Origin of the sequence: Pseudofrankia sp. EUN1h (assembly GCF_001854645.1) — a bacterium.
GTDB classification, from domain to species: Bacteria; Actinomycetota; Actinomycetes; order Frankiales; family Frankiaceae; genus Pseudofrankia; species Pseudofrankia saprophytica.
This window is the reverse complement of record NZ_MBLN01000099.1, coordinates 70,516-87,657: the sequence shown is the minus strand read 5'-3', so window position 1 is coordinate 87,657 and position 17,142 is coordinate 70,516. Positions and strand designations below refer to the sequence as shown.

At 74.5% G+C, this 17,142-nt stretch carries 13 protein-coding genes; 9 read left to right on the top strand and 4 right to left on the bottom strand.

The features are described from left to right. Window positions 1-229: 229 nt before the first annotated feature. The 3 genes from BCD49_RS37090 (at window position 230) to BCD49_RS37080 (ending at window position 2,836) form a co-directional block, all read left to right on the top strand. A complete protein-coding gene (locus BCD49_RS37090; protein ID WP_035925058.1) occupies window positions 230-838 on the top strand; it encodes a TetR/AcrR family transcriptional regulator in 609 nt (202 codons plus the stop codon). 364 nt (window positions 839-1,202) lie between these two features. Then, window positions 1,203-1,979: an alpha/beta fold hydrolase gene (locus tag BCD49_RS37085; RefSeq protein ID WP_027140822.1), complete on the top strand. Its 777-nt coding sequence runs from the start codon at window positions 1,203-1,205 to the stop codon at window positions 1,977-1,979. 155 nt (window positions 1,980-2,134) lie between these two features. Continuing rightward, the gene (locus BCD49_RS37080; RefSeq protein WP_035925055.1) at window positions 2,135-2,836 is read left to right on the top strand and encodes a class I SAM-dependent methyltransferase; all 702 of its coding nucleotides are present in this window, start codon (window positions 2,135-2,137) and stop codon (window positions 2,834-2,836) included. Between the two features lie 136 nt (window positions 2,837-2,972). Here BCD49_RS37080 and BCD49_RS37075 read toward each other — a convergent pair whose 3' ends face one another. From BCD49_RS37075 to BCD49_RS37060, 4 genes are read right to left on the bottom strand one after another with little or no spacing between them, the layout of a single operon-like run. Then, window positions 2,973-3,830, bottom strand: coding sequence for an ABC transporter ATP-binding protein (locus tag BCD49_RS37075; protein WP_071042447.1), 858 nt, complete (start codon window positions 3,828-3,830; stop codon window positions 2,973-2,975). A 49-nt stretch (window positions 3,831-3,879) separates the two neighbouring features. Next, window positions 3,880-5,046, bottom strand: a complete 1,167-nt coding sequence (locus BCD49_RS37070) for an iron chelate uptake ABC transporter family permease subunit (RefSeq protein ID WP_007509267.1) — start codon at window positions 5,044-5,046, stop codon at window positions 3,880-3,882. 35 nt (window positions 5,047-5,081) lie between these two features. Then, a complete protein-coding gene (locus BCD49_RS37065; RefSeq protein WP_007509269.1) occupies window positions 5,082-6,287 on the bottom strand; it encodes a FecCD family ABC transporter permease in 1,206 nt (401 codons plus the stop codon). 3 nt (window positions 6,288-6,290) lie between these two features. After that, entirely contained in the window at window positions 6,291-7,295 is a 1,005-nt protein-coding gene (locus BCD49_RS37060; RefSeq protein ID WP_007509270.1) for an ABC transporter substrate-binding protein, read from the bottom strand. Window positions 7,296-7,597: 302 nt separating this feature from the next. On the opposite strand from BCD49_RS37060, the gene BCD49_RS37055 reads away from it, so the two are divergent. The 6 genes from BCD49_RS37055 to BCD49_RS37030 are packed head-to-tail and all read left to right on the top strand — an operon-like array spanning window position 7,598 to window position 17,075. Further along, a complete protein-coding gene (locus BCD49_RS37055) occupies window positions 7,598-9,529 on the top strand; it encodes an ABC transporter ATP-binding protein (RefSeq protein ID WP_007509272.1) in 1,932 nt (643 codons plus the stop codon). Continuing rightward, complete coding sequence (locus tag BCD49_RS37050) at window positions 9,526-11,454, top strand: ABC transporter ATP-binding protein (protein WP_007509274.1); 1,929 nt, start codon at window positions 9,526-9,528, stop codon at window positions 11,452-11,454. The genes BCD49_RS37055 and BCD49_RS37050 overlap by 4 nt, the downstream gene beginning before the upstream one ends. Next, complete coding sequence (locus tag BCD49_RS37045; protein WP_007509276.1) at window positions 11,454-13,205, top strand: ABC transporter ATP-binding protein; 1,752 nt, start codon at window positions 11,454-11,456, stop codon at window positions 13,203-13,205. The genes BCD49_RS37050 and BCD49_RS37045 overlap by 1 nt, the downstream gene beginning before the upstream one ends. After that, window positions 13,202-14,956 (top strand): ABC transporter ATP-binding protein, encoded by a 1,755-nt coding sequence (locus tag BCD49_RS37040; RefSeq protein WP_007509278.1) that lies wholly within the window; start codon window positions 13,202-13,204, stop codon window positions 14,954-14,956. The genes BCD49_RS37045 and BCD49_RS37040 overlap by 4 nt, the downstream gene beginning before the upstream one ends. Continuing rightward, window positions 14,947-16,008 (top strand): iron ABC transporter permease, encoded by a 1,062-nt coding sequence (locus BCD49_RS37035; RefSeq protein WP_007509280.1) that lies wholly within the window; start codon window positions 14,947-14,949, stop codon window positions 16,006-16,008. Before BCD49_RS37040 ends, BCD49_RS37035 begins: the two co-directional genes overlap by 10 nt. Beyond that, a complete protein-coding gene (locus tag BCD49_RS37030; RefSeq protein ID WP_007509281.1) occupies window positions 16,005-17,075 on the top strand; it encodes a FecCD family ABC transporter permease in 1,071 nt (356 codons plus the stop codon). Before BCD49_RS37035 ends, BCD49_RS37030 begins: the two co-directional genes overlap by 4 nt. The last annotated feature ends 67 nt before the right edge of the window (window positions 17,076-17,142 follow it).

Sequence of the window (17,142 nt, the reverse complement as noted above, 5' to 3'; positions counted from 1 at the left end):
GGGTGCGATGCCGCTTCGGCGTGCCCCACGCATAGGTGACCGGCGTCATGCGGATCTTCTGGCCCGGACCTGAGTAATTTCGGTTCCTCGCTCTGACTCCGAGGATCCCACCAGATCATGAAAAGTGGACTCGGAGGCCTCGGTGCGTCCGGTGACCGCGCTCGCCGGCGTCGCGGCTCAATCTCTTACAGCTTGTCAAGATTATGGTCGGGCAGGTACGTTCGCGCTGATGGCTGACACGCTTGATGGCTCGCCGCCGACCCGTCGCCGCAGGTCCGATGCCCGGCGCAGCGTCGAGGCCATCCTCAACGCGGCCCGGACCGTGCTCGGCGAGCGGCCCGACGCCAGCATGGAGGACATCGCTACCGCGGCCGGCGTGACCCGTCAGACCGTCTACGCCCACTTCCCCTCGCGCGACGCTCTGATCGCCGCCCTCGTCGAGGCGGCGAGAGTGCAGGGCCTCGCCGCCCTCGACGCCGCCCGCCTCGACAGCGCCCCGCCCGCCGAGGCGCTGGGCCGGTTCCTCGAGATCGGCTGGCAGCTCCTGCGCGACTACCCGCTGCTGTTCGACCCCGCGCTGAACAGGAGCGGACGTCTCGACGGCGGCGACCCGCACCTCGCTGTCGCCTCCTGGCTTGAACGACTCATCCGTCGAGGCCAGCGCACCGGCGACTTCGACCGCACCCTCGCCGCCAGCTGGCTGGCCGCCGCCATTCTCGACCTCGGCCACACCGCCGCCGAGCAGGTCGCGGCCGGGCGCCTCGCGGCCGGCGAGGCGCCGGCCGTGCTCCTCGCGAGCTCGTTGCGGCTCTGCGGCGCCGTCGACGCACACCGCTAGGCGGGATCGGCTCCAGCCGCGCCTTCCGAGGGTCCTCGGCCGCGTCGCCAACCGGCTCGCCCGGTGACGGTCGCCAGCCAGCCAGCCAGCCAGCCAGCCAGCCAGCCCGACCCGACGCCATGGCCGTTCGTCGGGTCGGCGCCGCATGGTCGAGCCTGTCCGCCATCGGTAGCCGCTAGGTCATCGGTAGCCGCTGGGTCCGCCATCGGCAGTCGAGTCGGTTTGTCATCGGTAGCGGAGGCGCCGGCCCGTCTTAACCTTGACAAGCTGTATGAGTTCGCATAACTCTTACGGTATGTCAAAGAACGTGAAGGATCGGAGATCGCCCGCGCCCGGTGAGGTCGACGAGTACGACACGTCCGCGATGCGCGTGCTCGACGACGGTCCTCGGCAGGCGGATCCGCTGCTGCTCATCCACGGGACCGCGGCCTCGGCCGCCTGGTGGGACCCGGTGCTTCCGGCGCTCGCGGAACGCCACCGTGTCATCCGGGTCGACCTCGCGGGCCACGGTGGATCGCCGCCGGCGCCGTCGTACGACGTGTCCAGGCAGGCAGGTCGGGTGGCCGCGGTGCTCGACGACCTCGGTGCGTCTCCCGTCGTCGCGATCGGGCATTCCAGCGGCGGCTACGTCGCCACCGCGCTCGCGGAGCTGCGGCCCGGTCTGGTGAGCGCGATCGCTCTGATCAACACCGGTCCGAGCCTCGCGGCCTTCCTGCCGCAGCCAGCGCTCCTGCGGGTCCTGTCGGCTCCGCCCCTCGGCCGGATCGCCTGGTCGCTGCGCTCGGACGCGATGATCCGCCGTGGGCTCGGCACCGCCTTCACTCGCGAGGTCGACATTCCGGCTGACCTCGTCGCCGCCGTGCGGGGCATGACCTACGGCGCGTTCAGGATGGCGCCGCTGCGGTTGTCCGCCTACCTCGCGGAGCGGGCGCTTCCCGCGCGCCTCGCCGACCTCGACGTCCCAGTCCTGGTGATCTTCGGCGCTGATGACCGCCGCTGGGACGGGTCGTCGGCCCATGCGTACGACGTCGTACCGAACGCGCGGGTGGAGATGCTCCCCGGCGTCGGGCACACGCCGATGTTCGAGGCGCCTGCGGCTACCAGCGCGCTGCTGCTGGATTTCGCGGCGACGCGGGTGTGACCCCCTGACGCGGCGGCGCCTTGGACGGCGCGCGGCGTCCAGTCCGCACCAGATGCAGTCCGCACCAGATGAAAGATCAACCGCAGGAAGGACGTCTCGGAATGCCTGATTCTCCGATCGATCTCTCCAGGCTCCCTGCTTCCCGCCGTTCCGGAATGCTCAGCTGGCCGCGGTACGGCGTCGACGCGCCGGCCTTCGTGGCGGCCCTCGGCGCCGCCGGGGCGGCCTGCTCCCTGGCCGCCGCCCGGCGACGGCCAGGCCGGGTCGCCATGGCCGCCGCTGGGGGAGTGCTGCTGGCCAGCACGGGCGTGTACCTGCACACCACGCTGCGCGGCAAGCTGCGCGTCTGGGAGCGGGAACTGGACCGGGCCGGCCTGAAGGGTGACGAGCGACTGCTGGATCTGGGCTGCGGCCGCGGCGCGGTGCTGATCGCGGCGGCCAGGCGGCTACCGGCGGGACGCGCCTACGGCGCGGACCTGTGGTCCGGGAAGGACCAGAGCGGCAACGGTCCCGAGGCCACCCTCGCCAACGCCGCCGCGGCCGGGGTCGCCGACCGGGTGGAGGTGCACACGGCCGACATGACCGCCCTGCCGTTCGCCGACTGCTCGTTCGACGTCGTGACGAGCGCGCTGGCGATCCACAACATCCCGTCGTACGAGGGGAGATACCGCGCGGTCGACGAGGCCATGCGGGTGCTGCGCCCGGGCGGGCAGCTGCTCGTCGCCGACCTCTGGCCCATGGCCAGGAAGTACGCCGCGCACATCGGCCAGGGCACGCTGCGCCCACTCGGGCCCGAGTACTGGTACGGCGGCCCATGGTGCGGCATCACGTTCTTGCGTGTTGTCAAAGCGCGTTAGTGCGACAGCTTTTCCGTCGGACGACAGCTTTTCCGCCAGACGACAGGCGGCCAGCCGAGCGCGTCCACCATTCGGATGGCCGACGGCAACCCGTCGAGGAGATGGCTAACCCAGAGCCACGGCGGCTGGCCCAGAGCTACGGCGTGACCGCGCCGGCCGGCTCGGAGCTGGCGTCCGCGTGGTAGCGGCCGATGGGGACGACCATCGGGGTGYCGGAGACGGGGTCGGGGACGACTCGGGCGCGGATTCCGAAGACGGTGGTGACGAGTTCCTCGGTGACGATCTCGGAGGCGTCGCCGGCCGCGACGACGGCGCCGGAGCGCATGGCGATCAGGTGGTCGGCGTAGCGGCAGGCCAGGTTGAGGTCGTGCAGCACGATGACGATCGTCTTCCCCTCCTGCCGGTTGAGGTCCGTGAGCAGGTCGAGGACGTCGACCTGGTGGCTGACGTCGAGGAAGGTGGTCGGCTCGTCGAGCAGCAGCAGGTCGGTGCCCTGGGCCAGGGTCATCGCGATCCAGACCCGCTGGCGCTGCCCGCCGGACAGCTCGTCGACGGACCGGGACGCGAGCTCGACGGTGTCCGTGACCACCAGCGCCCGCGCGACGGCCGCGTCGTCGCCAGGGCTGAGCTGGCGGAACCAGCCCTGGTGCGGGTAGCGGCCGCGCGCGACGAGGTCGACGACCCTGATGCCGTCCGGCGCCGCTGGCGACTGCGGCAGGATGCCGAGCTTCGCGGCGACGGCCTTGGTCGGCAGCGAGTGGATGTCCTTGCCGTCCAGGTACACCGCGCCGGACGCGGGCGCGAGCAGCCGGGCGAGGCCACGCAGCAGCGTCGACTTCCCGCACGCGTTCGCGCCGACGATCACGGTGATCCGGCCGGTCGGGATGTCGACCGACAGGTCCTTGACGATCTCGCGTGGGCCGTAGCGGAGCGTCACCGCCTGGCCGGACAGTCGGGGCTGCGCCACCGTGGTCGTGCTTGCCCCGGTCGTCATCGTCCACTCCTTGGTGTTGTCCAGGTCGTCGTCCACCGGTCGCGCGCGGTCAGCCGCCGCGGCCCGTGCGGTTCGTGGCGGCGAGCAACCACAGCAGGTAGGGCGCGCCGATGATCGCCGTCACCACACCCACCGGGAAGTCGATGGAGGGGATGGCGTGCTGGCCGACGAGGTCCGACGTCGTCATCATCAGGGCGCCCACGAGCGCCGCCGGGATGACCGCGGCCTCGCCGTCGAGGACGAGGCGCCGCGCGATCGGCCCGGAGGTGAAGGCGACGAACGCGACCGGGCCGACCGCCGCGGTGGCCACCGCCGTCAGCGCGACGCCGAGCAGCAGCAGCGCGAGACGGGACCGCTCGACGGTCACGCCGAGAGCCCGGGCGACGTCGTCCCCGGCGCGCAGCACCGCGAGCCGCCGCCCGGCGAGCAGCACCAGCGGGACCAGCACGGCCATGGCCAGGCCGAGCGGCCGGACCGTGTCCCACGACTTGGTATTGAGGCTGCCGGTCAGCCAGCCGAGCGCCTGCCGTGCCTCGTACACCTTGGAGATCGTCATGACGTACGAGATGACGCTGCTGAGCATCGCGCCCACCGCGATGCCGATCAGCACCAGGCGGTAGCCGGTCACGCCCCGGCGCCAGGCCAGCAGGTACATGAGGGTGGCGGTGGCGAGAGCACCGACGAAGGCGATGACCGACACCGAGTAGCCACCGAGCCCGAACCCGACGATCGCGATGACGGCCGCCGCGCTGGCACCGTCGGTGATCCCGATGACGTCGGGGCTGGCCAGCGGGTTGCGCAGCAGCGCCTGGAAGATGGCGCCCGACATCCCGAAGGCGGCGCCGGCCAGCACACCCGTGAGCGCCCGGGGGAGCCGGAGGCTCGTCACGATGTAGCCGTCGCTGCCCTCGTCGGCCCCGAACAGGGTCCGCACGACCGTGAGCACCGGGATCTTGACCTCGCCCAGTGAGAGCGAGACGCACAGCACGCAGAAGCAGAGCGCGCCGAGCGTGAGCAGCACGGCCGCCTGGCGGGCGTCGCGCACCCGCCGCGCCCGGACGATGGCTGCCCTGGCCACCGCGTCCAGCTCCGCCGCGGACCTCGCCCGAGCCACCGCGGCCGTGTCCCCAGGTGCGGGGGCCGGCCCGGCCCGAACGGCGGAGGCGGAGGCGGAGGTGGGGGCGGGTGCGGAGGCGGATATGGACGACGTGGACATTGACGCGGGCTCCGGGGCGGCCTGGGAGGTCTGTGTCACAGCTCGGCCATCCGCTGGCGGCGGACGAGCGCGATGAGGAACGGGCCGCCGAGGAACGCCAGCACGACGCCCACCTGAAGCTCGCCGGGCCGGGCGATCACCCGCCCGAGCACGTCGGAGGCGAGCAGCAGGATCGGGGCGATCAGCGCCGCGTACGGAAGGATCCAGCGGTGGTCCGGCCCGGTGAAGGGCCGGGCGAGGTGCGGAGCGAGCAGGCCGATGAACCAGATCGGCCCGGCGATGGAGGTCGCCGTGGCGCACAGCACGACGGCCAGGCCGGCGACGCCCGCGCGTGCCAGCCCCACCCGCTGCCCGAGACCGCGCGCGACCTCGTCGCCAAGCGCCAGCGCGTTGAGCAGCCGTCCGGAGCACAGCGCGGGCAGCGCCGCGACGATGACGAACGGGGCCAGTTCGGCGACCAGCTCCGAGCGCCGGCCGACGAGCGAGCCGACGCTCCAGAACCGGAACTGGTCGAACGTCGCGGTGTCGGTCAGCAGCACGGCCGTCGTCGCCGAGAGCATGGCGGCCTGCACGGCCGCGCCGGCGAGCGCGAGCTTGACCGGCGTCGCGCCCCCGCCGCCGACCGCGCCGATCGCGTAGACCAGCGCGGCGACGGCGAGGGCACCGGCGAACGCGAACCACACGTAGCCGAGAGCCGAGGTGATCCCGCCGAGGCTGATCGCGCACACGACCGCGAACGCCGCGCCGCCGTTGACCCCAAGCAGCCCCGGGTCCGCCAGTGGGTTGCGGGTGACCGCCTGCATGATCGTTCCGGACAGTCCCAGGGCCACGCCGACCAGCAGGCCGGCGCACAGCCGGGGGATCCGGTTGATGACCACCTGGTGGTCGCTGTTGCCTGGTTGCTGGTGGCGCAGCGCGTCGAGGATGACCCCGAGGCCGACCTGCCGCGCGCCCACCGCGATCGCGAGCAGCGACACGGCCAGCAGCAGGACGGCGAGCGCGACGAGCCCGAGCACCAGTCGTCCCCGGTGCCGTGACGCCGCCGGTGCCCCCCCGGCCGCCCCGGCCGCCCCGGTCGTCCCTGCCGCCTCGGCCGTGAGGGCCGGTGCGGACGGGGTGGACGGGGTGGACGGGGCGGGTGATCGGTCAGCCCCGACCGGCGTCACCGGCGGCGGCGGGGCCGCGGCGGTGACGCCGGCCGACGTGGCGGGAGTCGCCGACGGCGGCACGGTCGGGGTCATCGATCAGGCTCCGGCCTTGCCCGCGGCCTTGTCGAGGGCTGGCCGCAGCTTCTCCAGCGAGTACTGGATCGACAGCGGCGACGGCGTGTTCAGGCCGACGATCGTCGCGTAGTCGAGGACGGCCACCGTTCCCGGAAGCTGGTCGAAGCCCGGGATGTCCTTGAGGTCGCTCTCGTCGCCACCGTTGACGAGGAAGGCGAGCAGGTCGGCGCGCAGTAGGTCGGCGCGCTCGGTGCTCACGTTGACCCTTGTCTCACCTGTCTTCTTGGCCTCGTCGAGGACCGGCTGGAAGAGCGTCATGCCGAAGTCCTCGAAGAACAGGCTGGAGCCGTCCTTCGGGTCGCCGACGATGTACATCGAGTCGCCGACGATGTACTGCGCCAGGGCGAACGTCTTGCCCTTCAGCTCCGGCAGCTCCTTGGCCGCCGCCGTCACCGGCGCCTCCGCGTCGGAGATCACCTTCTCGGCCTTGGTGGGGTCGTTCAGGAGCTTGCCCGCGGTGCGGGCGAGGTCCTGCCAGGCCGGCACCGCGTCGCCTGGCGGGCCGGCGATGGTCGGCACGCTGGCGGACAGCAGCTTGTAGGTCTCCTCGTCCTGGATCGCGTAGGCCGCGACGATGAGGTCCGGCTTCAGCGCGAGGATCTTCTCGACCGGCAGGCCGTCGGTCGCCGAGAGCTTCACGGAGTCCGCGGGCAGCTTCTCCCACGGGACGCCGGCAGCCGGCATTCCCGGGTCGACCGTGTAGGCGATCGGCGTGACGCCCATGGCGAGCATCACGTCGGTCCACTGCAGGTCGAGGGTGACGACCCGCTTCGGAATGGTCTTGATCGTGGTGCTGCCGTAGACGTGCTGGACAGTGACCGGGGTGGGCAGGGTCTGCGAGTCGGCCGTGGCGGCGGGCGCCGCGTCGCTGTCGTCGTCGGAGCCGCAGGCGGCGGCGGTGCCGGCGAGGAGCACCGCCGCCACCAGCGCCAGGAACATTCGCCACATTCGGCTGGATCTGAGCATGAAGTTAGCCTTACCTTAGTTACAAGTCCATCGTCATCCAGCCGGCGGCGTGGCGTCCGTCACACGTCCGACTGGACGCCTCGCCATGCCCGCCCGTCAGAGGCTCGCCCACGCAGCGCACAGCGCGCATCGCTCCAGGTCATAGCATGACATGTTTAGCTTTGGCTTACCTAACCTGATAGACACCTGAGGTGCCCGGCTGCCCGGCGCGAACCCGACGGCGCGGGGCCGGCCCTCGCGCGCGGCGCGGCGCGTCCCGCGCAGCCCTCGGACCTGCCAGGACTCGACGGAGGGAGCTGCCCGTGAACGTCGTCGTGCCACCGCCCACCGACGGTGGTGCGCAGCCCGCCGCGGGTGGCGCACCACCGTCGGGCGCGGCGGACCTGACGAGCGACGACCGTCCGACGAGCGACGACCATCCGACGGGTGGGGACCATCCGACGGGTGGGGACCTGCTGCACGCGGCGGTGCGCGGCCAGCGGCGCCGGCTGGTCGGCGGCGTCGTGGGGGCGATCTGTCACCAGGGCGGTGAGGCCCTCGTCCCCGTCCTGATCGGTGTGATCATCGATCGGGCGGTCGCGCACGGCGCGACGAGTGACCTGCTGCTCTGGCTCGCGGTGCTCGCCGCGGACTTCGTCCTGCTGTCCATGGGCTTCCGGTTCGGCTTCCGGGTGACGGTCAACGCCTCCGAGTGGGCTGGACACGACCTGCGCCTGCGGGTGGCGGCCCGGGTCGTCGACGACCGTGGCGGGGCCGAGGCCGGCCGCCTCGCCGGCGAGCTCACGAACCTGGCAACCAGCGACGTCCGGCGTGCCAGCGCCGTCAACCTGGTCATGCCGGGCGGCACCGCCGGGCTTGCCGGCCTGGTGGTCGCCGCCGTCGCGCTGCTGAACGTGTCGGTCGTGCTCGGCCTGCTGGTGCTGCTCGGCACACCCCCGCTGCTGTGGATCTCGCACCTGCTGGGCCGGCCGCTGGAGAGGCGCAGCGCGGTCGAGCAGGAACGCGCCGCGCGCGCGTCGGGCGTGGCCACCGACCTCGCCACCGGCCTGCGGGTGCTCAAGGGCATCGGCGCCGAGGACGCCGCTGTGGCCCGCTACCGGCGCACGAGCCGGGACTCGCTGGCCGCGACGCTGCGGGCAGCCCGGGCCCAGGCAGGGTTCGAGGGTGCGGTGCTCGCGCTCAACGGGATCTTCCTGGCGGTGGTGGCACTGGTCGCCGGGCGGCTGGCCACGCACGGCGAGATCAGCATCGGCGGTCTCGTCACCGCGGTGGGGCTCGCCCAGTACTTGCTCAGCCCGCTGAGCATGCTGACCACCGTCCTTGGCCAGTTCGCCCAGGCCAGGGCGTCGGCCACCCGGATCGCCACGGTCCTCTGCGCGCGGCCGGCGGTGGCCGGCGGACAGGCGGGCCCGCCGGCGCATCCGGCGCATCCGGCGCGCGGCCGCCTGCGGATCGACGGCCTGGCCTGCGCCGGCGAGCTGCGCGCCGTCGACCTCGACGTCGTCCCGGGAGAGCTGCTGGGCCTGGTCGTCACCGACCCGGACGCGGCGGGCGCCCTGCTGCGCTGCCTGGCGCGCGAGCGTGACCCGGACGCCGGCGTCGTCGAGCTCGACGGCGTCTCGCTCGCGGACCTCCCGCCCGGCGAGGCCCGCCGGCTGCTCCTCGTCGCCGCCCACGACGCGGACCTGTTCGCGGGCACCCTCGCCGAGAACGTCGCCTCGGGCTTCGCCGCGAGCGGCGCGGCCGGACCCGTCACGAGCGGACCCGTCACGAGCGGACCCGTCACGAGCGGAGGCGCCACGATCGGAGCCGGCGCGGCCGAGGCGCCACCGCGCGTCGCCGACCTGTCGTCGGTGCTGGCGGCGGCCGGGGCCGACGAGGTCGCGCGGGCGCTTCCCGACGGCGTCGACACGGAGATCTCCGAGTTCGGCCGGTCGCTGTCGGGCGGCCAGCGCCAGCGGGTCGCGCTCGCCCGCGCGCTCGCCGCCGACCCGCCCGTCCTGGTGCTGCACGAGCCGACGACCGCCGTCGACACCGTCACGGAGGCCCGGATCGCCACCGGCCTGCGCGAGCTGCGGCGCGGGCGCACGACGGTGCTGGTCGCGACGAGCCCGGCGCTGCTGGCGGTGACCGATCGGGTGGTGGTGCTCGACGGCGGCGGTGTGCGGGCCGACGGCACGCACCGCGACCTGCTCGACCGCGACGCCGGCTACCGCGCGGCGGTGCTCGCGTGACCGCCGCTGCCACCGGGTCGACGGCCGACACCGGGTCGACGGCCGACACGGCGCCAGGCCCGGTGCTGCTGCCGACAGCGAGTGGCGCGCGCACCCGGGCCGCCCTCGGYGAACTGCTGCGCACGCGGCGGGCGCTGGCCGTCGTCGCGCTGGCAGCGGTCGCGGCCGCGACGGGCGTCGGACTGCTGACCGCGCCGATCCTCGGGCACCTCGTCGACCTCGCCGTCGACGGCCAAGGGCCCCCCTCGATGACGACGCCGTTCCTGCTCCTGGTCGCGGTCGCGATCGTCGCCGGCGGGTTGACCGTCCTCGGCGAGTCCCTGGTCGCGCGCCTCGGCGAGGACATGCTCGCCGAGCTGCGCGAACGACTGGTGGCCCGGGCGCTGCGCCTGCCGCTGGAGCGGGTCGAGGCGGCGGGGACGGGCGACCTCACCGCGCGGGTAACCAACGACGTCGGGATGATCGCCGACGTCGTCCGGTCGGCGCTGCCGCAGTTCGCCCGCGCCGGCCTGACGATCGGGCTCACCCTGGTCGGCTTCGCGGTGCTCGACTGGCGTTTCCTGCTGGCCGCGCTGCTGGCCACCCCCGTGCAGGCCGTGACGGTCCGGTGGTACGCGCGGACCGCGCCGGCGGTGTACGCCACGCAGCGGATCGCCGCCGGTGCACAGCAGCAGCAGCTCCTGGAGACAGTCGGCGGAGCGGCGACGGTCCGGGCGTTCCACCTGGGCCCCCGACAGCTGGGACGGGTCGAGGAGCGGTCCGCGGCGGCCGTGCGCTGGACGCTGTCGGGGACGGCGCTGCTCACCCGGTTCTTCGGCCGGCTGAACCTGGCGGAGTTCGTCGGGCTCGCCGCGGTGCTGGCGACCGGGTTCCTGCTGGTCCGGCACGACGCGGTCAGCATCGGTACGGCCACCGCGGCCGCGCTGTACTTCCACAACCTGTTCAATCCGATCAACGCCGCTCTCAGCCTCGTCGACGACGCCCAGGCCGCCGGCGCGAGCCTCGCCCGCCTGGTCGGCGTCATCGACCTGCCGGCCGAGAGCACGCCGGAGCCCGAGCCGGGTCCCGCCGTAGCGCGGTCGGGGCCACGCGCGCCGGTCGCGACGGCGATGCCCGCGGCGCCGAGCGCCCTGATCGAACAGGGCGCGGCGTCCGTGTGCGTTGCCGGGGTGACGTTCGGCTACCGCCCGGGGCATGACGTGCTGCGCGACGTCGACCTCACGGTCCAGGCGGGGGAGCGGGTCGCGCTGGTCGGCGCCAGCGGCGCCGGCAAGACGACGCTGGCCAAGCTGATCGCTGGTATCCACCGGCCGTCAGGCGGTTCGGTGTCGATCGGCGGCGTCTCGCTCGACGAACTCGGGCCGGCGGCGGCCAGACGCACCGTCGCGCTGGTCACCCAGGAGGTGCACGTGTTCGCCGGCCCACTGACCGACGACCTCCGGCTGGCCGCGCCGGACGCCACCGACGACGAGCTGGACGCCGCGCTCGGCGTGGTCGGCGCCCTCGCCTGGGCGCGGCTGCTGCCGGCGGGCCTGGACACGGTCGTCGGCGAGGGCGGGCACCGGCTGACCGTCGCGCAGGCGCAGCAGCTGGCACTCGCGCGCCTCGTGCTCGCCGACCCGCCGGTCGCGATCCTGGACGAGGCCACCGCCGAGGCCGGCAGCGCGGCGGCCCGCGCCCTGGACGCCGCCGCCGACGCGGCGCTGCGCGGCCGGACCGCGATCCTGGTCGCCCACCGCCTCGCCCAGGCGGCCACGGCCGACCGCGTCGTCGTGCTCGACGAGGGCCGGGTCGTCGAGTCCGGCCCGCACGCCGAGCTGGTGACCACCCCGGGCCCCTACGCCACCCTCTGGTCGGCCTGGACCGCCCACCGCCCGGACCCCCTCGGCGGGTCCGTGCTGGCTCCCGTCGAAGGAAGGGCCTGATGGCCGCCGAACTGGTCACGCCTGATCTCGCCGAGCTGCGGCGGCCGGTCCGGGTCCGGGTCACGGTGGCGGCCGGCCTGCAGGCGCTGGCCGCGGTGCTGGTGGTCACGCCGGCGGTCGTCCTGGTGGAGATCGCGCGGCGGCTGCTGGGCGGGTCGGGACAGCTCAGTGGGTCCGGGCAGTCGGTCTGGCCGCTCGCGTGGCTGGCGGTCGGGCTGCTCGTGGCCCGGTTCGCGCTGTACGCGTCGGCGAGCCTGCTGGCCCATCTCGCCGACGCGGACCTCGCCTACCTGCTGCGCCGCCGCCTGACCGAGCAGCTGGGCGCGCTGCCGCTGAGCTGGTTCGCGGGCGGGGTGTCGGCCCGGGTACGCGCCACGGCGCAGGACGACGTGGCGACGCTGCACCACGCCGTGGCGCACGCCCGCGGGGACCTGGCCGCGGCCGTGGCCGGCCCGGTGGTGGTCGTCGGCTACCTGCTCTGGGTGGACTGGCCACTGGCCCTGGTGACGGTGCTGATGGTCGGCGCGGCCCAGGCGATCCGGATGCGGGTCCAGGTCCGCGCCACCGGTCAGATGGGGCGCATCGCGGCGGCGAACACCGAGCTGACCGCGGCCGTGCTCGAGACGGTGCGCGGCATCAGCGTCGTCAAGACGTTCGCCGGAGGCCGGGGCGCGGCGCGGTTCACCACGGCCGCGGCCGAGTACGTCGACGCCGACGAGCAGGCACAGCGGATCTTCCTGCGGCCCCGCGGCGTGGCCAGGGCGACGGTCGCCCCGGCGACCGTGGTGTTCGCGGTCACCGCCGTCGGGACCGGGCTGGTCGCGGCCGGGTGGAGCGACCCGGTGGACCTGGTGGCCTTCGCCCTGCTCGCGGTCGGCCTGTTCGAGCAGCTCACCCCGATCTACCTGGCCCAGGACCTGCGGGAGAGCGCCCAGGGAGCGGCCGGCCGCATCGGTGAGCTGCTGCGGGAGCCCCGGCAGACGACCGTCGACCCGGGCAGGGCCCGCCCGGTGGGCAGCCCGCTGACGGTGGAGTTCGCCGACGTCCACTTCGGCTACACCGACGGGCATCGGGTCCTGAGCGGGGTCAGCGCGACGCTCGCGCCGGGCACCGTGACGGCGCTGGTCGGGCCGTCCGGGGCGGGGAAGTCGACGCTGGCCATGCTGCTCGCGCGGTTCGCGGACGTCTCCGAGGGCGCCATCCGGCTCGGCGGCGTCGACCTGCGCGACCTCGACCGGGACGACCTCTACCGCCACGTCGGGTTCCTGCTGCAGGACGCCGTCCTGCTGCGCCGCTCGATCCGCGACAACATTGCCCTCGCCGTCCCGGACGCGACCGAGGAGGCGGTGCGCGCCGCCGCCCGCGCGGCCGCCGTCGACGACCGGATCCGCGCGCTGCCGCGCGGCTACGACTCGGTGGTCGGCGAGGACGCCCTCCTGTCCGGCGGTGAGGCGCAGCGGGTCGCGATCGCCCGCACCCTGCTCGCCGGGACGCCGGTCGTGGTCCTCGACGAGGCGACCGCGTTCGCCGACCCGGACTCCGAGGCGGCGATCCAGGACGCGCTGGCCGAGCTGACCACCGGCCGGACCCTGCTCGTGATCGCGCACCGCCTGTACACGGTCACCGAGGCCGACCAGATCCTCGTCCTCGACGAGGGCCGTCTCGTCGAACGCGGCCGGCACGACGAGCTGCTCGCCGCCGGCGGGCGCTACGCGCAGCTGTGGCGCGCCCAGCAGGGAGGTGAGCTGTGACGGGCCCGTTGCGGGATGCCATCCCGGCCGGTCAGCACCGGCCGCTGGGCCGCTACCTGGTGGCCGTGGCCGGCTACGCGGTGAGCGAGGGCGTCGCCTTCGGGGTGCTCGTCCCACTGCTGATCGCCCTGCTCGAGGGCCGGACCGCCACCGCCTCCTGGTGGCTGATCCCGCTCACCGCCGCGGCGGGCGTCGGCTGGTTCGCGCACTACTACCTGGGGTCGCGGGCGCTGCGGCTGTCGGCAGCGCTGCGGCGGGCGCTTTACACCCGCATCGGCGACAAGCTGCTGACGCTGCCGCTGGGCTGGTTCGACGGGCCCCGCGCCGGCCAGGTGCCGCAGCTGATCGTCGGTGACGTGGCCCGGGTCGCGAACACCGTGTTCCTCGCCCAGGCGCTGCTCGGCGCGGTCCTGACCCCCGCCACGATCGCGGTGTTCCTGCTCGTCTTCGACTGGCGGGTGGGGATCGCCGCGCTGCTCGTCGTCCCGGTCGTCCTCGTCGCGCTCGCGGTCGGCCGCCGGCTGACCGAACGGACCGAGGCGGCGCACCACGCCGCCACCGCCGAGGCCGGCAGCCGGCTGGTCGAGTTCGCCGGCGCCCAGCCGACGCTGCGGGCCACCGGCAACGCCGCCGCCGGGCGGGCGTCGCTCGACGAGGCGCTGGCCGGCCAGCACCGGGCGGCGCGGCGCGAGGTCGTCGGCTCGCTGCCCGGCGAGTACCTCGGCGAGCTCGGCATCCAGCTCGCCTTCACCGCCCTGCTGCTCACCGGCCTCGCCCTGGCCACGCATGGCCACCTCGGCCCGGCCCGCATGATCGCCGTCGTCGTCCTCGGGATCAGCCTGCTGCGGCCGCTCGACGCGCTCGTGGGCCTCGGCGGCGCGCTGCGCGGCTCCCAGGCGTCCGCCCGGCGGATCGACGAGCTCCTGGCGGTCGAGCCGCTGCCGGAACCCGCGGCCGGCCAGCGGATCGGCCACGCCGGGATCGAGCTCGCGGACGTCCGCTTCGGCTACCCCGAAGGCCCGGAGGTGCTCACCGGGCTGACGCTGACGATCCCGGCCGGCCGTACCACCGCGCTCGTCGGCGCGTCCGGCTCGGGGAAGACCACCGTCACCAAGCTCATCGCCCGTTTCCACGACGTCGGCGCCGGCTCGGTGCGCGTCGGCGGCGTCGACGTCCGCGACCTCACCAGCGCCGAGCTGCTGAGCCACCTCGCGCTCGTGTTCCAGGACGTCTACCTGTTCGACGCCACCGTCGAGGACAACATCCGCTTCGGCAACCCCGACGCCACCCCGGAACAGGTCCGCGACGCCGCCCGGCGCGCGCGGGTGGACTCCATCGTCGCCCGGCTCCCGGACGGCTGGGCCAGCCGCGTCGGCGAGGGCGGCCGGCTGCTGTCCGGCGGCGAGCGCCAACGCGTCGCCATCGCCCGTGCCCTGTGCAAGGACGCGCCCATCGTGCTGCTCGACGAGGCCACCGCGTCCCTGGACACGGAGAACGAGGCCGCGGTGCACGCCGCGCTCGCCGAGCTCGCCGTCCACCGCACGGTCCTGGTCATCGCGCACCGGCTGGACACCATCGTGCGCGCGGACCAGATCGCCGTGCTCGACGGCGGCCGCGTCGTCGAGTGCGGACCGCACGCCGAGCTGCTCGCCCGGGACGGGCGGTACGCCGCGTTCTGGCGCGAGCGCGGCCGTGCCCGCGGCTGGCGGCTGCACGGCGTCGAGCGCCGGGACCAGCCGGGGTGCCCGTGATCCTGACAGAGCACCAGGCCGAGCCGGTGGCCCAGGTCCGGTGGCGGCTCTGGGAGCCGCGGCGGCGGCGCCTGCCCGGCCTGGTGCTCGCGGTGCTCGTGCTGGCCGGGGTGTGCCTGCTCAGCGTCTGGATCGGCGCCAACCACCTCTCGTTCGGCGTCGTGTGGCGGGTGCTCTGGCACGACGACGGCTCGCAGGCCGCGGTGGTCGTCCACGACCTGCGGATCCCGCGCACGCTGCTCGGCCTAATGGTCGGCGCCTCGCTCGGCGTCGCCGGGGCGCTGACCCAGGCGCTGACCCGCAATGACCTGGTCGAGCCGGGGATGCTCGGGGTCAGCATCGGCGCGTCCGCCGCGGTCGTCGTCGCGATCTCCGTCTTCGACCTCACCAGCCCGGCCGGCTACGTGTGGTTCTCGCTCGTCGGCGCCGCCCTGACCTCGGTGGCCGTGTTCGCGATCGGTGCCACCGGCCGCTCGGGGACGTCGCCGGCGACCCTGGTGGTGACCGGCGCGGCCGCCACCGCGATCCTCGGCTCGTTCGTGTACGCAGCGCTGCTGCTCGACACCCGCACGTTCGACCAGTTCCGGCACTGGGACGTCGGCTCGCTGGCKGTGCGGGGATCGGGCAGCCTGGTCGCGACGGCGCCGTTCATGGCCGTCGGCCTTCTGGTCGCGTGCGCCCTCGGCCGGCCGCTGAACGCGCTCGCGCTGGGCGACGAGGCGGCGCGCGGGCTCGGCGTCCGCCTGCACCGCGCCCGGGTGTCGGGCGCGGTCGCCGTCGTCCTGCTCTGCGGCGGGGCGACCGCCGCCGCCGGGCCGATCACGTTCGTCGGTCTGGCCGTCCCGCACATCGCCCGCGTGATCGCCGGGCCCGACAACCGCTGGGTCCTGCCGTACTCCGCGGTGCTGGCCCCGGTGCTGCTGATCGGCTCGGACCTCGTCGGCCGGACGATCATCGCCCCGGGGGAGCTGCAGGTGGGGGTCGTCACGGCCTTCGTCGGGGCGCCGGTGTTCATCGTGCTGTGCCGCCGCGCCCGGCTGGGTCGGGCGTGACCACCTCGGCCACCTCCGTGGCCCGCCCGTCGGTGTGGCGCCACCGGGTGGCCCGGTTCGGCGGCGACGCGGTGTCCGTCCGGGTCGTCCCGCGTTCCGTCGCGCTGAGCGTCGGGTTCGTCGTGGTGATCGTCGCCGCCGGCGTCGCCACGTTGACGACCGGGGACTACTCGATCCCGGTGGGCGACGTCGTGCGCGCCCTGCTCGGGCACGGCGACGGCGGCACGGACTTCGTGGTCAACACGCTGCGGCTGCCGCGCCTGCTGACCGGCCTGCTGGTCGGTGCCGCGCTGGCGCTGTCCGGCGCCATCTTCCAGAGCGTCTCGGGCAACGTGCTGGGCAGCCCGGACATCCTCGGCTTCACCACCGGCTCGGCCACCGGCGCGGTGATCGTCCTGCTGGTCCTGCGCGGCGACGCGACGCAGGCGTCGCTCGGCGCGCTGGCTGGCGGCGTCGTCACCGGCGCGGCGGTCTACCTGCTGGCCTACCGGCGCGGCCTCGCCGGTGCGCGGCTGGTCCTCGTCGGCATCGCGACGGCCGCGCTGCTGAATGCCGTCAACTCCTACCTGATCACCCGGGCGACGCTGGCGGACGCGGTCACGGCGCAGGTCTGGCTGATCGGCAGCCTGAACAGCCGCGGCTGGGAGCAGGCCCGGCCGCTGGCCGTGGCCCTGGTCGTCCTGGTGCCCATCGGGATCTACCAGGGCCGCCGGCTGGCCTACCTGGAGCTGGGGACGGACACCGCGAAGGCGCTCGGGGTCGACGTCGAGCGGTGCCGCCTCACGCTGATCCTGGCCGCGGCGGCGCTGGCGGCGACCGCGACGGCGGCGGCTGGACCGATCGGCTTCGTCGCGCTGACCGCCCCGCCGCTCGCCCGCTGGCTGACGGCGGCACCGTCGCCGCCGCTGGTACCGACCGCGCTGGCCGGCGCGGCACTGGTCACCGTCAGCGACCTGGCGGCGCAGCGCCTGTTCGCCCCCACCCAGCTCCCCGTCGGCGTGGCGACCGCCGCGATCGGCGGCATCTACCTCGCCGTCCTGCTGGTCCGCCAGCGGCGGCCGGCGTGACACCGCGCCGGCGCCGCCCTCGGGCCGGCGCCGTACCCGGCCGGTCGCCGACGGACCGGTCGACGAA